Source organism: Mesorhizobium sp. M0048, from assembly GCF_040323405.1.
In the GTDB taxonomy this organism is placed as follows: Bacteria; Pseudomonadota; Alphaproteobacteria; order Rhizobiales; family Rhizobiaceae; genus Mesorhizobium.
The window spans coordinates 36,793-51,791 of the sequence record NZ_JAMYUV010000018.1 but is presented as its reverse complement, the minus strand read 5'-3'; the positions used below and the strand labels follow the sequence as shown (position 1 = coordinate 51,791).

Annotated in this window: 15 protein-coding genes and 1 pseudogene; 11 read left to right on the top strand and 5 right to left on the bottom strand. The window is 60.5% G+C overall.

The genetic code is table 11. The annotated features are described in order from the left end of the window. The first annotated feature begins 143 nt into the window (after positions 1–143). Positions 144–950, top strand: coding sequence for a 4-hydroxy-tetrahydrodipicolinate reductase (gene dapB / locus NKJ84_RS17160; RefSeq protein WP_352448952.1), 807 nt, complete (start codon positions 144–146; stop codon positions 948–950). A 77-nt stretch (positions 951–1,027) separates the two neighbouring features. Then, entirely contained in the window at positions 1,028–1,495 is a 468-nt protein-coding gene (locus tag NKJ84_RS17155; RefSeq protein WP_352507430.1) for a DUF1203 domain-containing protein, read from the top strand. Between the two features lie 215 nt (positions 1,496–1,710). Here the strand turns inward: NKJ84_RS17155 and NKJ84_RS17150 are convergent, their stop codons facing one another. Both NKJ84_RS17150 and ald read right to left on the bottom strand, forming a co-directional pair. Next, positions 1,711–3,012, bottom strand: coding sequence for an outer membrane protein (locus NKJ84_RS17150; protein WP_352478814.1), 1,302 nt, complete (start codon positions 3,010–3,012; stop codon positions 1,711–1,713). Positions 3,013–3,209: 197 nt separating this feature from the next. Then, complete coding sequence (gene ald, locus NKJ84_RS17145) at positions 3,210–4,325, bottom strand: alanine dehydrogenase (RefSeq protein WP_352507429.1); 1,116 nt, start codon at positions 4,323–4,325, stop codon at positions 3,210–3,212. Between the two features lie 157 nt (positions 4,326–4,482). Here ald and NKJ84_RS17140 point away from each other — a divergent pair, with 157 nt between their 5' ends. After that, positions 4,483–4,956 (top strand): Lrp/AsnC family transcriptional regulator, encoded by a 474-nt coding sequence (locus NKJ84_RS17140; protein WP_352507428.1) that lies wholly within the window; start codon positions 4,483–4,485, stop codon positions 4,954–4,956. Between the two features lie 12 nt (positions 4,957–4,968). On the opposite strand, the gene NKJ84_RS17135 is transcribed toward NKJ84_RS17140, so the two are convergent. Next, positions 4,969–5,625, bottom strand: a complete 657-nt coding sequence (locus tag NKJ84_RS17135) for a 5-formyltetrahydrofolate cyclo-ligase (protein WP_352507427.1) — start codon at positions 5,623–5,625, stop codon at positions 4,969–4,971. 180 nt (positions 5,626–5,805) lie between these two features. On the opposite strand from NKJ84_RS17135, the gene NKJ84_RS17130 reads away from it, so the two are divergent. After that, a complete protein-coding gene (locus NKJ84_RS17130; protein ID WP_352507426.1) occupies positions 5,806–7,068 on the top strand; it encodes an NAD(P)/FAD-dependent oxidoreductase in 1,263 nt (420 codons plus the stop codon). 131 nt (positions 7,069–7,199) lie between these two features. Next, positions 7,200–9,178, top strand: a pseudogene (locus NKJ84_RS17125) (bifunctional 2',3'-cyclic-nucleotide 2'-phosphodiesterase/3'-nucleotidase). 85 nt (positions 9,179–9,263) lie between these two features. Here NKJ84_RS17125 and NKJ84_RS17120 read toward each other — a convergent pair. Further along, entirely contained in the window at positions 9,264–10,253 is a 990-nt protein-coding gene (locus NKJ84_RS17120) for a glycerophosphodiester phosphodiesterase family protein (protein WP_352507425.1), read from the bottom strand. A 159-nt stretch (positions 10,254–10,412) separates the two neighbouring features. On the opposite strand from NKJ84_RS17120, the gene NKJ84_RS17115 reads away from it, so the two are divergent. The 5 genes from NKJ84_RS17115 (at position 10,413) to NKJ84_RS17095 (ending at position 13,255) form a co-directional block, all read left to right on the top strand. After that, positions 10,413–10,547, top strand: coding sequence for a hypothetical protein (locus NKJ84_RS17115; protein ID WP_292655342.1), 135 nt, complete (start codon positions 10,413–10,415; stop codon positions 10,545–10,547). A gap of 103 nt (positions 10,548–10,650) precedes the next feature. Continuing rightward, a complete protein-coding gene (locus NKJ84_RS17110) occupies positions 10,651–10,938 on the top strand; it encodes a Dabb family protein (RefSeq protein ID WP_352507424.1) in 288 nt (95 codons plus the stop codon). A gap of 96 nt (positions 10,939–11,034) precedes the next feature. Continuing rightward, positions 11,035–11,919, top strand: coding sequence for a VOC family protein (locus tag NKJ84_RS17105; protein ID WP_352507423.1), 885 nt, complete (start codon positions 11,035–11,037; stop codon positions 11,917–11,919). Beyond that, complete coding sequence (gene kdsA / locus NKJ84_RS17100; RefSeq protein WP_352507422.1) at positions 11,916–12,767, top strand: 3-deoxy-8-phosphooctulonate synthase; 852 nt, start codon at positions 11,916–11,918, stop codon at positions 12,765–12,767. The genes NKJ84_RS17105 and kdsA overlap by 4 nt, the downstream gene beginning before the upstream one ends. A 122-nt stretch (positions 12,768–12,889) precedes the next feature. Then, positions 12,890–13,255: a PRC-barrel domain-containing protein gene (locus tag NKJ84_RS17095; RefSeq protein WP_023675091.1), complete on the top strand. Its 366-nt coding sequence runs from the start codon at positions 12,890–12,892 to the stop codon at positions 13,253–13,255. Positions 13,256–13,333: 78 nt separating this feature from the next. Here NKJ84_RS17095 and NKJ84_RS17090 read toward each other — a convergent pair whose 3' ends face one another. Further along, positions 13,334–13,456 carry a hypothetical protein gene (locus tag NKJ84_RS17090; protein WP_084642452.1) on the bottom strand — a complete coding sequence of 41 codons (123 nt, stop codon included), beginning with the start codon at positions 13,454–13,456 and terminating at the stop codon, positions 13,334–13,336. 213 nt (positions 13,457–13,669) lie between these two features. Here NKJ84_RS17090 and eno point away from each other — a divergent pair, with 213 nt between their 5' ends. Continuing rightward, on the top strand, positions 13,670–14,944 hold the full coding sequence (gene eno / locus NKJ84_RS17085) for a phosphopyruvate hydratase (RefSeq protein ID WP_352507421.1): 1,275 nt from the start codon (positions 13,670–13,672) through the stop codon (positions 14,942–14,944). The last annotated feature ends 55 nt before the right edge of the window (positions 14,945–14,999 follow it).

Sequence of the window (14,999 nt, the reverse complement as noted above, 5' to 3'; positions counted from 1 at the left end):
AGGCCCGTTCATCCGAGCTTCAGCTTGTCTTTGCAACGTCCCAGAGTCTCTGGATCAACACTCAACGGTGAGCCCGACTTGAATGAGCTTGGCTCTTTCCATATCGCTATCGTCTAAACCGATGGGTGATGGAGGATCGCACGATGGCAATACGCGTGGTAATGGCCGGCGCGACCGGCTGGGTCGGCAAAGCGCTGGTTCCGGCGATCGGGGCGCAAGGCGACATGGCGCTGGCCGGGGCTGTATCACGCAGCGGCGCGGGGCAGGATTCCGGTCTGTTGGTTGGTATGCCGGCTAATGGTATTGCCGTTTCGGCCTCGCTGGCCGAGGCGCTGGAGGCGCCGTCGGACGTGCTGGTCGACTTCACCAAGCCGCATGTCGTGAAAGACCATGTGCTGCTCGCCATCGACAACGGACGGCACACGGTGATCGGCACGTCGGGACTGGGAGCTGCCGACTATGCCGAGATCGACGCCGCGGCGCGCGCCAATGGCGTCGGCGTTGTTGCCGCTGGCAACTTTTCCATCACCGCCACGCTGATGAAGCGGTTTGCACTTATGGCGGCAAAATACGTGCCGGATGTCGAGGTCATCGATTATGCTAGTGCAAAGAAGCCCGACGCGCCCTCCGGAACCGCACGAGAGCTTGCTGAAGCGCTGGCCGACATCCGCAAGGCCTCAACGGCAAAGCCGGTCTCCGAGGTCTCCGGCGTACCGGCCACACGCGGTGGTGCGGTCGGCGCAGGCGAGGGGGTGCAAGTGCACGCGCTTCGCCTGCCGTCCTACATCCTGTCCTGCGAGGCGCTGTTCGGTTTGCCAGACGAGCGGCTGACCATACGCCATGACGCCGGCTCGTCCGCAGCGCCTTACGTGGCGGGCACGCTGCTCGCCATCAGACGGGTACAGCAGATCAAAGGTCTGGTTCGTGGTCTCGACGCGCTGATGGATTGATCCATTTCGGCAGGAATCGGGTGGGAAACGCTGTCTTGCGAGCATAATTTCCGGTCGACGACACCGGAGATTTTGTCATGACGCTAAAATTCAAAGCCTTGCCAACCAATGCTGTCCGGGCACTTCAGCGCGGCGGGCCGGATGCTTATGGCTTGAAGCCAGAGCGGCAAATTTCGGATGGCGACGGCGTGCCTTGCCGTCATTGCTTGAAAAATATTGCTTTGGGAGAGGCCTATCTTGTTTTGGCCTATCGACCTTTTCCGGAGCTGCAGCCTTATGCCGAAACGGGGCCGATCTTTCTGCATGCGAAAGAATGCGAACGCGCCGCCGAGGGGAAAATGCTTCCCGAAATGCTCGAAAGCAGCGATTACATTGTGCGCGGTTATGGCAAGGACGACCGCATCGTTTACGGCAGCGGCGGCGTCACTCCGACCGACGCCATTGCCGCACGGGCAGAGACGTTGTTCGAACGCGACGACATCGCTTACGTCCACATCCGCTCGGCGCGCAACAATTGCTATCAGTGCCGGATCGACCGCGCGTAACCGGACAGTTACACCGGCTTGGGCTGTCGTACTCCCGTCGCATACCAGCGGTAAAAGAGACTGTCGATCGATTTGCCGACCGCGGATGAACCGGTGGAAATCTCGATAACCGAGGAAGCGGGGCTTTGGCTCCGCTTTTTTGTGCCTGCATTGTTCGCAAAACAAAAAACCCGCCGGGATTAGCCGGCGGGCCTGAACGATTTGCCTGGAGGGCCTTAGTTGAACTTATACTTCGCACCGATACGGACGGTGTGGAAAGAAGGAGTGGTGGTGAGGACATCGCTCGGCCCTCCAAACTCCTCCAGAATATCCTTCTCGGCAAACTGCGAATAACGATATTCGAGACCGACAGTTACGTTGTTGGTCACGGCCGCTTCCAAACCACCACCGACCGAGAAGCCGCTCGAGCCCCAATCGATGATGTCGCCGATGGGTGAAGATGCGTTCAGATCGAAATGCTGCCAGCTGTAACCGCCAAGCACATAGGCGAGGGTTGATTCGTTGACCTTCAAACCGACCCGGCCCAGCACATCGAAACCATAGTCGGTGTCCAGATTAATGGACCCGCCGGGCACTTCCAGCTCCGAGGTCATGCCGGAGTAGCGAGCATCAACCATAACGCCGGCAACCCAGCTGCCGAAGTCATGATCGTAGCCGGCGTTCAATTCGCCAAACACGCCTTCGCCGCCGATACCGTTGAACTCCAGGTCGCCAAGCGGCGGAACATTGATCTGATGCACCGACGCACCCGCGCCGCCCGCACCGCCGATATAGAAGCCGGTCCAGTTGTAGGTAGGTGCCTCAAAGGAAGAGACACCGCCATTCTGGGCGCCAAAACGATAATTGGCTGCTACCTGGAACGTGTGACGCGATGTATCGAGGTTGATTGCGCCATCCGGTACACCGAACTCGGAAAGGACATCATCGTTGGTGCTGAATTGCGTAAAACGATATTCGGTTTTGATGGTCCAGTTGCTGTTGATGGCCGTCTCGACGCCGGCTCCGACGAAGTAGCCGCTCTGGTCCCAGTCGAAGTCAAAACCTGCGCTCGTGTCAAATTTGTATTTCTGCCATGAATAGCCACCAAGGACATAGCCCAAAGTGTTTGGCGTGAAGAGGTAGCCTGCCCGCAAGCCAGCGTCGAAACCATAGGTCTCTTTGACCGATGCGTCGAATCCAGCAACGTCGAGGGAGGTTTCGATGTTGCCGGCATGAGCGTCCAGAAGTCCGCCGATCAGGAACCGCGGCGCCACCATATAGTCATACCCAACGGTGAGTTCACCGTACAGGCCTTCGCCACCAATACCGTTGAACGACACCCCAGGAATGAAGTCGCTGCTCAACTCGTGGACGTTCGCCCCGGCGCCAACGCCAAAGCCGACGTAGATGCCACTCCAGTTGAAGCCCGCCGTCTCCACGACCGGTTCGACCACGTCGGCGGCATGAGAGACCGACCCAAGCGCCAGAACAGAAACTGCGCCGAGAAGAAGAGATTTCGTGAATTTTCTGCTGATCATTACCATGCCCCTGGTGAACCCGGCATCTACGTAGCATCGGCTCATTGTGGCGGCTGTAACAAAAAAGCCACAGAAAGAGCACATTGCATCAAACGGGCACCAGATGCGGGCAAGACCGGCTGTAGACCGAGAAAATTGCCTGTGAACAAGCAGCCGCCGACAGCATCGGCGACTCATCAGGAACAAACGGTTGGAAATCAGGCCGCGAGAACGGCCTTCGGCTCGACCAGTTCGTAACCGAGCGCTTCGGCCACCGCGCGATTCGTTATCTTGCCCTTGTGGACGTTCAGTCCGTTGCGCAGATGGTGGTCGTCTACCAGCGCCTTGAGGCCCTTGTCGGCGAGCTGCAGGCCATAGTGCAGCGTCGCATTGTTGAGCGCGTGGGCCGAGGTGACCGGCACCGCACCCGGCATGTTGGCGACGCAATAATGGATGATGCCGTCGACTTCATAGGTCGGCTCGGCATGGGTGGTGGCGTGCGAGGTCTCGAAACAGCCGCCCTGGTCGATGGCGACGTCGACCAGCACGGCACCTTTCTTCATGCCCGACAGCATTTCGCGCGTCACCAGCTTGGGCGCTGCTGCCCCCGGGATCAGCACGGCGCCGACGACTATGTCAGCCGAAAAACATTCTTCCTCCAGCGCCTCGACGGTCGAGTAGCGGGTGTGAACGCGGCCGCCAAAGATGTCGTCGAGCTGACGCAGGCGCGGGATCGAGCGGTCGATAATAGTGACGTCGGCGCCGAGGCCGGCCGCCATCCGTGCGGCATGCAGGCCGACAACGCCGCCGCCGAGCACGGTGACCTTGCCGGGGAGCACGCCGGGCACGCCGCCAAGTAGCACGCCGCGGCCGCCATTGGCCTTTTGCAGCGCCGTGGCGCCCGCCTGGATCGACAGGCGGCCGGCAACTTCCGACATCGGCGCCAAGAGCGGGAGGCCGCCGCGCTCGTCGGTGACCGTCTCGTAAGCTATCGCGGTCACGCCGGAGGCCAACAGGCCCTTGGTTTGCTCCGGATCCGGGGCAAGATGTAGATAGGTATAGAGGATCTGGCCATCGCGGAGCTGAACCCATTCGTTGGCCTGCGGCTCCTTGACCTTCACGATCATGTCGGACTTGGCAAACACGTCGGCTGCCGTCTTGGCGATCGTGGCGCCGGCAGCGCGATACGCGTTGTCATCGGCGCCGATGCCTGCACCGGCGCCGGTCTCGACCAGCACTTCATGGCCATGCGCGACATATTCGCGGACCGAGCCCGGTGTCAGGCCGACGCGGTATTCGTGATTCTTGATTTCCCGGGGGCAGCCGACGCGCATCTTTTTTCTCCTGATCCGGCCCTTTGGGGCTCGTTCCCTGTCTAGAGATAGTGAACCACGAATCGCTCGATAAGTGTTTGCGAATGCGCTTGCCTGAGAGGCGACTCTTCGATAATCGTTGCGCAAAACATTGGAATTGTCGCAGGAACTCGCAAAAATGCCGCTCGACAGGATTGATATCGCCATTCTTGAGACGTTGCAGAAGGATGGACGGATACCCAATGCAGCGCTCGCCGAGAAGGTCGGCCTATCGCAGTCGGCCTGTTCGCGGCGGCTGGACAATCTGGAGAAATCCGGAACCATCCGCGGCTATCACGCCCGGCTGTCCAACGCTGCACTTGGGCACCAGATGACGGCGATCGTGCATATATCGCTGTCCGGGCAATTCGAGAAGACGTTGTCGGATTTCGAGGCAGCGATAAAGCGCTGCCCGAACGTCCTATCCTGCCATTTGATGTCGGGCGAATATGACTACATCCTGCGCATAGCGGCAAAGGATCTCGTCGACTACGAACGTATCCACAAGGAGTGGCTGTCGGCAATGCCGCATGTGACGAAGATCAATTCGTCTTTTGCCTTGCGCGAAATCATCGATCGCACGGCCGTGGGAATGAAACCTGAACTCGCCTAGGCCCGAACTCGCCTAGGTGTTGACTGCCTCGGTCACCACACGGTCCATCGGAATGTCGTGTGGCTGCGGGTAGATGGTGACGATGCGCTGCAGTTCGTAGCCGACGCCGATGACCAGCGGTTTGAAGGGCATCGCGGCAAGCGTACGATCGAAGAAGCCGCCGCCATAACCCAGGCGAAACTGCTCAGGATCGATGCCGACAATCGGCGAAATGACGATGTCGGGTAACACCGGATAGCCGTCAGCCGGTATCGGGATATTCCAGACGCCCTTCTCCAGCCGGTCTCCGTGGGTATAGGCGCGAAAGACAAGCGGCCGGTCTTTCTCGACGACGACGGGCAACGCCGTGCGCCCGCCCCGCGCGTTGACGGTTTCCATCCACGGGCGCAGGTCCGGCTCGCCGCGAAACGGCCAATAGAGGCTGACCACGCGGCCGGCGATGTCACCAATCATCGCGTCGAGCCCTTCGGCAATGCGCTGCGACATGGCTGCGCGCGTGTTGGCTGAAACGGCAAGGCGGGATGCGATCAATCGCTCGCGCTCGGCCTTGCGCCAGCGCCTTACGTCGGTCCAGTCGGATAGCGACGGTTGGAACTCCGGGTCGAGCTCGTGCATAAAACAAGGCGGCGAGGCGTACTGCGCTGAGCCTTCGTCTTCATCCCTAGCCATGCTTCACCTGCAATATACAGTTCCAACCAAGTCGTATCGTGGACGCAGGCTATATCTGGGAACGAGTCTGCAGCATGCGTATTCACGACATCAAGAGACGACTCCCAGTTAGTTGCAGCGCAGGCATTGCTGCACTGCACAAGGACACTTACATCAGCCTTGGCGAGAGGGATGAGTGAGATGAACACAACCAACCATCACGTCGTCGTGGGCGCCGGATTCGGCGGTCTCGAATTCACCCGCGCACTTGCCGGCGCGCCGGCGCGCATCACCATGATCGACAGGCGTAATCATCACCTCTTTCAGCCACTACTCTACCAGGTGGCGACGACGGCGCTGGCCACCTCCGAAGTGGCCTGGCCGATCCGCCATCTCCTGCGCAAGCGCGATGATGTGACGACGCTGCTCGCCACCGTTACCGGCATCGACCGCACCGGCAAGCGCGTGCTGCTGCAGGACGGTGGCACGGTCGCTTACGACACGCTTGTGCTGGCGACCGGCGCGCGGCACGCCTATTTCGGCCATGACGAGTGGGAACCGTTCGCCCCGGGCCTGAAGACGCTGGAGGACGCCACCACCATTCGACGGCGTATTCTTTTGGCTTTCGAGCGGGCCGAACGGGAAACCGATCCCGCCAAGCGTCAGGCATTGCTGACGCTGGCGATCGTCGGCGGCGGGCCGACCGGCGTGGAACTGGCCGGCACCATTGCTGAGCTGGCGCACGACACGCTGCGCGGTGAGTTCCGCAACATCGACACGCGGCAGACGCGTGTGGTGCTGATTGAGGCCGGCGACCGCATCCTCTCCAATTTCGCTCCCGAACTCTCCGGTTATGCAACGAAGGCGCTCGAAAGGCTCGGCGTGACCGTCGAACTCGGCCGGGCGGTTACGCGCTGCGATGCCGAGGGTGTCGTCTTCGGCGACACACACTTGCCGGCCAGGACAATCCTGTGGGCGGCGGGCGTCGCCGCTTCGCCGGCCGCCGAATGGCTCGGCGCGGCAGCGGACCGCGCGGGCAGGGTGCTTGTCGAGCCCGACCTGAGTGTGCCGGGAAACCCGGAGATTTTCGTCATCGGTGACGCAGCGCACGTCCTGCGGCCGGATGGCCGGCTGGTGCCGGGCGTCGCGCCGGCCGCCAAGCAGCAGGGGCGGCACGTCGCCGCGACGATCAAGGCAAGGCTTGCCGGTGACGCGACACCGCGTCCTTTCAGCTACAGGCATGACGGCGATCTGGCGACGATCGGCAAGCGCGCCGCGGCCATCGATTTCGGCTGGATCAAGCTCACCGGCCGGCTTGCCTGGTGGCTGTGGGGCTTGGCGCATATCTACTTCCTGATCGGCTTTCGTAACCGGCTTGCGGTTTCCCTGAGCTGGCTATGGATCTACTTCACCGGTCAGCGCAGCGCGCGGTTGATCACCCAGGGCGACGACGATAAGGGCTGATTGTTCGCTGCCGGACATTCATCGGCGCGTCACCTCCTCTTGATGGAATCGGCTTCTGGACTCGGCTGGATTTCGGCGCGAAGCTTTGCTTAGGGCAGGACTTGTCACGTCGTGGAAGAAAGAGAAAACGAATGTCCCAACTGCGCCACCTCGTCTCACGCCGCGATTTCCTCGCCGGCGTTGCCGCCAGCGGAGCGCTGATCATGCTGCACCCGTTCTCCGCCCGTGCTCAAGCCAATCAGGCGCATCTGAGAATTATGGAGACGACCGACATCCACGTGAATGTGCTGCCTTACGATACTACGCCGACAAAGCCAACGACACGATGGGGCTGTCGCGAACGGCATCGTTGATTGAAGCCGTGCGAAAGGAAGCAACCAACGCGATGCTGGTCGATAATGGCGACCTTCTACAAGGCAACCCGATGGGCGACTACATCGCCTACGAGAGAGGGATGAAGGATGGCGATCTGCATCCGGTCATGAAGGGCATGAACCTGCTCGGCTACGAATGCTCGACGCTCGGCAACCACGAGTTCAACTATGGCCTGTCGTTCATGGACAAGGTGCTGGCCGGCGCCAATTTCCCGTTCGTCTGCGCGAACCTGATCCGCGGCACCGAGCTCGCCGCGAACCCGCGCGACGACAAGCTCTATCTCAAGCCGTATGTCATCCTCGACAGGAAGATCAAAGACGGATCGGGCGCCGAGCAACCGATCAGGATCGGCATCATTGGCTTCGTGCCGCCGCAGATCATGGTCTGGGACCTGAAAAATCTCGAAGGCAGTGTCAAGACGCGCGACATCGTCGAGGCGGCCAAGGCGTGGGTGCCGCAAATGAAGGAAGAAGGCGCCGACATCGTCATTGCGCTCTCCCATTCCGGCATCGACGTGAAGCAAAGCGACATGATGGAGAATGCCTCCGTCTTCGTGGCAGGTGTCGAAGGCATCGATGCGGTGTTCACCGGCCACCAGCACCTCGTCTTCCCTGGCAAGAAGGACTTTCAGTTGCTGGAAGCCGTCGATCCGGCGAAAGGCACGCTGCAAGGCAAGCCCGCCGTTATGGCCGGCTTCTGGGGCTCGCATATGGGGCTGATCGATCTGTTGCTGGAGCGCGACGGATCGACATGGAAAATCGTCTCGGCGACCTCTGAGGCCAGGCCGATCTTTGAGCGGGTCGACAAGACGAACAAGCCGACCGTCGCGGACGACCAGCGCATCGTCGACGCGCTCAAACAGGATCACGAGGCGACGCTCGCCTATGTGCGCCGGCCTGTCGGCAAAACCTCGGCGCCGCTCTATTCCTATTTTGCGCTGGTCGCCGACGATCCATCGGTCCAGATCGTCAGTCAGGCGCAGACCTGGTACTTGAAGGACATCCTGAAGAACACCGAGTGGAAGGATATGCCGCTGCTGTCGGCAGCGGCACCGTTCAAGGCGGGTGGGCGCAACGGCGCCGACTACTACACCGACGTGCCGGTGGGCGATATCGCCATCAAGAACGTCGCCGACCTCTACCTCTATCCAAACACGGTGCGCGCCGTCGAAATCACCGGAGCGGAGGTGAAGGAATGGCTGGAAATGTCGGCCGGCATCTTCAACCGGATCGAACCGGGCAAAGCCGACCAGGCGCTCATCAACACTGACTTCCCATCCTATAATTTCGACGTGATCGACGGCGTCACCTACAAAATCGATCTGTCGCAGCCACCGAAATATGATTCGAAGGGCGGGCTGGTGAATGCTGGCTCGAACCGCATCATTGACTTGATGTTCAACGGCAATCCAATTGATCCCAAGCGGAAATTCGTCGTCGCCACCAACAACTACCGAGCCGGCGGCGGAGGCAATTTCCCGCAGATCAATGCCTCGAAGATCATCTACGAAGCGCCCGACACCAACCGCGATGTGATCGTGCGTTATATCGTCAGCAAAGGCACCATCAATCCGTCGGCGGACGCCAACTGGTCGTTTGCGCCACTACCGGGAACCAGCGTCGTATTCCAGACCGGCGCCAGGGCAAAGGATTTCATTGCGCAAGTGACGTCGCTGAAGATCGAGCCGGCGGGCGAGGGCGAAGCAGGGTTTGCCAAGTACCGCATCACTCTCTAGGTGAGGATTTGAGCGTCGACTCGAAACTGTCTCAGCGCTAAGATACTGTCCGGTATGGCAAACCTTTTTCCAGCAGATGGCCTTGTCACCCACGTGGTGCGAAACGCCGCTTGATGGCAGGCATGACCAGATCCAGTGCGTCCGTCGAAATCCCACCGGAATAATCGTCCGGCAGTTGGTCGATCGAGGCTGGGTCGTCGAGGCCTTGTGAAAAGCCGCCGCCGGAATAGGGACCGAGCAGGTAGACATGGCTGCCGACACCGTCCATACGGTCGAGAAAACGGTCCGGCCAGCCCCACATCCACTTTGCGATATTGACGGGGATGAGCAAAGTGCCCTGGCGGCAGGCATCAGGAACGTAGCCGCTCCAGCCGAGCGCAGTGTAGCGAAGAATGCAGCGCGTCAGGGATGCGCGGCTCAGCGTGTGCGTATCCGGCAACGCTGCCTTGACCGCGTCCATAGGCCTGTCGCCGCCATAGACCGTCAGATTGGCGCGCTCGGCCGGCGTCAATGTGGCGAGCCAGGCAGCCAGCATCTCGCCTTCCTTGGGATCGTTGCTTTTGACGTTGATGTTGAAGCGTCGGTTCGGGAAGCGCTGCAAGACTTCATCCAGCGACGGCATCATGCCGACACCCTTGCCGCGAAACGGAAAGGTCTTGCCGCCATCGGCAGTGTAGCCATAACCAATATCGAGCGCCTTCAATTCGGACATTGCATGGCTGCGCGTTTGACCCTTGCCGTCGGTGCGACAATCCAGCGTCCAATCGTGGAAGACGGCGAACTTGCCGTCCGTGGTAGGATGGACATCAAGTTCGAGCGCGTCCGCACCGAGCGCGAAGGCGGCTTCCATCGACGGTATCGTGTTCTCGAGGAGGGAATGGCGCGGCGTCAGCATGCGAGCGGCCGTGCATGTTTCCGATCCGAGGTTCGTACGGTCGAAATCCTGAGCCAGGCCGCGATGCGCAAGCACCGAAGGGGTGCCGGCCGGCCGGCTCGAAAGCAGCGAGGTGTTGTTGAGCCAGATGCCGCCTGCAGCGACAAGAATTGCAACGAGGGAGATCGTCCGTCTGCGCATGATATGATTTCCCATTGGCCGTTATGGCCGCATCCTGCGTCACGATCGGACTTTTTGACGGCCGGGCAGATCAAACGGCCGCTAAAGATTCCCGGGGAGGGTCCCCAGCAGCGTTGGAATCGTTATGGTTGCAGCCGTCCATATGCGCTAGTTTTAGTCATGCGCTATGTCATCGTCATCACGACCGTCACCTTTTTCCTGATCTGGGACGGCATTTACAACCAAGGCCGCTACCTCGACAGGACGGTCAGGGAGGTGACCCGCATCGTGCACTATGTAACCAGCATGGTGTAGTTTCTCTTCGCTGCTACGGTTCGCAGACGCGACAAACCTGCCGATTGACGGCACGCTGCCGCTGACACAAAAGAACGCCGGTCCAACGGTCGAGGAGGCTGGGTTGATCCGGCATATCGTTTTCTTCAGCGCACGGCATAAAGCGGATGTCGAGGCAGTGCGCACGGGCCTCCTTGAGCTTGGCAAGATACCTCATTCGCGTCATTTCGAGGTAACGCTCAACACCAAGGTCGACCCGCTCTCGGATGAGATCGATGTGGTCGTCTACGCCGAGTTCGAGGACGAAGCGGCGCTCGCCGCCTACAAGGCGCATCCGCTCTATGCAGAGACGACCAGCCGGGTCAAACCGCTACGCGAATTGCGTTATTCGGCCGACATCGTTGCAAGGTGACGAGCCGCCGTCCACTACCCGCTGATAGTGGTCTTGCCGCTGAGGCGTCGGCCAAGCCCTTGAACCATTTTCAGGAATGAGGCACATCGCGCGGACATGACCGAGAACACCTCCGCAAGGCCTCATCCGCTCGATCACTTGGTGCTGCCGACCGCGAGCCTCGATATTGCGCGGGCGCGCTTGACCCTGCTTGGCTTTACCGTTGCCCCGACAGGTATCCACCCTTTCGGAACGGAAAACTGCTGTGTCTTCCTCACCGACGGCACCTATCTCGAGCCGCTCGTGGTCGCCGACAGACAGGCCGTGGCAAAGGCGATCGCGAACCGCAATGTCTTTGTCGCGCGTGATCGCACCTATCGCGAAGAAAACGGCGATGAAGGATTTTCTGCCGTGGCGCTGGGCACCGAAAGCGCCGCCGCGGACTACGCGCGCTACATGGAAGCCGGTCTGTCGGCGGGAGACGCGCTAAGCTTTTCGCGCGCCTTCACCGATGCGACGGGAACGAGCGAAACCGCATCGTTCAAACTGGCCTTCGCGGCTACAGGCAAGGCAACGGACGCTTTTCTCTTCGCCTGCGAGCGGATCAATGCGCCGAACATCGACCGCACTGCGTTGCAGGTCCACGCTAATGGCGCAACCGGCATTGTCGAAGTCGTAGCAGTCACTGGCGAACCTTTCGAACAAGGCCGCTTGATTTCGATCGCAGCCGGAATCGAGGCGCAGGGCGGCACTGTCTATGAGCTGCCGAATGCCGTTGTAACCATTCTGGATCCTGCAGCCTATTCGGCACGCTTCGGCATTCCTGCCGGCGCGCCATCTGAACTCCGCTTTGCTGGGATCGTCTTTTCGATTAGGCACGCCGACGCCGTCGCCAAGCTGCTTGCAGCCAATTCCGTCGAACACCACACGCGCGGCGGTGATATCATCGTGCCGCCGGCGCCAGGGCAGGGCGCCGCCTTCATTTTCCGGGAGATCGCATGAACAAGCTCAATCCACTGATGCCGAACTCTTCCGTTGCGGTCGGCAAAGTCATTTTCGGCAACAGCGCGCCCTTATCGCTGATCGCCGGTCCATGTCAGCTGGAATCGCGGCAGCACGCTTTCGACATGGCCGGTGCGCTAAAGGAATTGACTGAAAGGCTCGGCATTGGGCTCGTCTACAAGACCAGCTACGACAAGGCCAATCGCACCTCGCTTGGCGGCACGCGCGGCGCGGGGCTTGAAGCGGCAATGCCTATCTTCGACGACTTGCGCAAGAATTTTGTGCTGCCGATCCTGACTGACGTCCACACTGAGGAACAATGCGCGATCGTCGCTCCGCATGCCGATATCCTGCAGATTCCTGCCTTCCTCAGCCGCCAGACCGATTTGCTGATTGCTGCGGCAAGAACCGGCAAGGTGGTCAATGTGAAGAAGGGCCAATTCCTCGCGCCGTGGGACATGAAAAACGTCGTCGCCAAGATCATCGGCTCCGGCAACGCCAATGTCTTGGTGACCGAGCGCGGCGCATCCTTCGGTTACAACACCCTGGTGTCCGACATGCGGGCGCTGCCGATCATGGCCGAGATCGGTGCGCCGGTGATTTTCGATGCCACCCATTCCGTGCAGCAGCCGGGTGGGCAGGGCGGTTCGTCTGGAGGCGACCGGCGCTTTGTCGAGACGCTGGCGCGCGCGGCCGTCGCGGTTGGCGTCGCCGGCGTCTTCATCGAGACGCACCAGGACCCCGACAACGCGCCTTCCGACGGTCACAACATGGTGCCGCTAAAGGATCTTCCCGCATTGCTTGAACGACTGATGGCCTTCGATCGCATCGCCAAGAGCGTGGGTTGAACCAGCAGTTGCGCCACAGCAGCGTCGTCAGGAAAACTTTGAAGAATTTCGAACCCGCCTGGAACCTTAGCCCGCGGCCCTCATTGTCAAAATCTAATGTCAACGACGACGAGGAGAATACCATGACGACCCAGACGGGACACACCGAAGCCATCGCCGCTTCGCGGGTTATCGGCACATCGGTCTACAACACGGAAGGCACTCATATCGGCGACATCGAGGACGTCATGCTCGACAAATTGTCGAACGGAATCATGTTTGCCGTCATCGGTTTTGGCGGATTTCTCGGCATTGGCGAGAAATACCACGCCATTCCGTGGGCGAGCCTTGATTATGACGAGAACAAGGGTGGCTATGTCGTGCCGTTCACCAAAGACCAGCTGATGGCCGCTCCTTCTTACTCGATCAACGAGCTGACCGGCGCCGACGGCGAGGCCGCACGTGACGCCTCATACAACTACTACAAGGTCGAGCCTTACTGGCATTGACCTTACTGGCACTGACTAAGTCTCCTGGAATCAAAAAAGGCCCCCGGGAAATCGGGGGCCTTTCGATGTGGCGGGTTGCTACTGCGCAATCTGCAGGGCCGGCAAAGGCGACGATCCCTGCGGGGGTTGCTGATTGTCGCACGACGTCAGGAACGCAGCCGCGATCAGGAACAAACTCACAATACCGCTCAACTGGGACATGGCGAAACTCCTCCTGTTTCGCCCCGCGCGACAACAGCCATAAACCAGAAACCGGCATGCGGCCTATGACAAATGATGACAGTGTTTTGTGCTTCGTGAGTCCCAAGAGCGGCAATGGGCGCGGGGCAATATTTGCAACTGCCCCGATTGCGTTTTGCGGCGCTTTGGCTAAGAGGTGCGCGACGCTTCAATCGATCAATCGGGGACATCGCAATGACGGCCATCATCGACATTGTCGGGCGTGAAATCCTGGACAGCCGCGGAAATCCGACCGTCGAGGTCGACGTCGTGCTCGAAGATGGCTCGATGGGTCGCGCCGCGGTGCCGTCCGGTGCCTCTACCGGCGCGCATGAGGCGGTCGAACTGCGCGATGGCGGCCCCCGCTATCTCGGCAAGGGCGTGCTCACGGCGGTCGAGGCGGTGAACGGCGAGCTGTTCGAGGCGATCGGCGGCATGGAGGCAGAGAATCAGATCCATATCGACCAGACCATGATCGAGCTCGATGGTACGGCCAACAAGAGCCGGCTCGGCGCCAATGCCATCCTCGGCGTGTCGCTGGCGGTGGCCAAGGCCGCGGCCGAAGCGGCCGACCTGCCGCTCTACCGTTATGTCGGCGGTACCAAGGCCCATGTGCTGCCGGTGCCTATGATGAATATCATCAATGGCGGCGCGCATGCCGACAACCCGATCGATTTCCAGGAATTCATGATCCTGCCGATCGGCGCGCCGACGCTGCGCGACGGCGTGCGCTGGGGCTCGGAGATCTTTCATACGCTGCGAAAGAAGCTGAAGGACGCCGGCCATAACACCAACGTCGGCGACGAGGGCGGCTTTGCTCCCAACCTGAAGAGTGCGCCGGCCGCGCTCGACTTTATCATGGAATCGATCGAGCAGGCTGGCTTCAAGCCTGGCGAGGAGGTTGCGCTAGGTCTCGACTGCGCGGCGACCGAATTCTTCAAGGATGGCAACTACGTCTATGAAGGCGAGAGGAAAACCCGCGACCCGAAGGCACAGGCCAGATATCTGGCCAAACTTGCTGCCGACTACCCGATCATCACCATTGAGGACGGCCTGGCGGAGGATGACTGGGACGGTTGGAAAATACTGACCGATCTCATCGGCAAGCAAACGCAGCTGGTTGGCGACGATCTGTTCGTCACCAACACGGCGCGGCTGCGCGACGGCATCCGCATGGGTGTCGCCAATTCGATCCTGGTCAAGGTCAACCAGATCGGCTCGCTTACCGAAACGCTCGACGCCGTCGAGACCGCGCACAAGGCCGGCTATACCGCGGTGATGTCGCACCGCTCGGGCGAGACCGAGGATTCGACCATCGCCGACCTCGCCGTTGCCACCAATTGCGGGCAGATCAAGACGGGCTCGCTGTCGCGCTCGGATCGCATGGCCAAGTACAACCAGCTCATCCGCATTGAGGAGGAGCTCGGCAAGCAGGCGCAATATGCCGGCAAGTCGATCGTGAAAAGCTGATTTCGAGAGAAAATCCGTGGCGGCGAGGGCGGGGACATTCCCGCCCTTTTTTGCT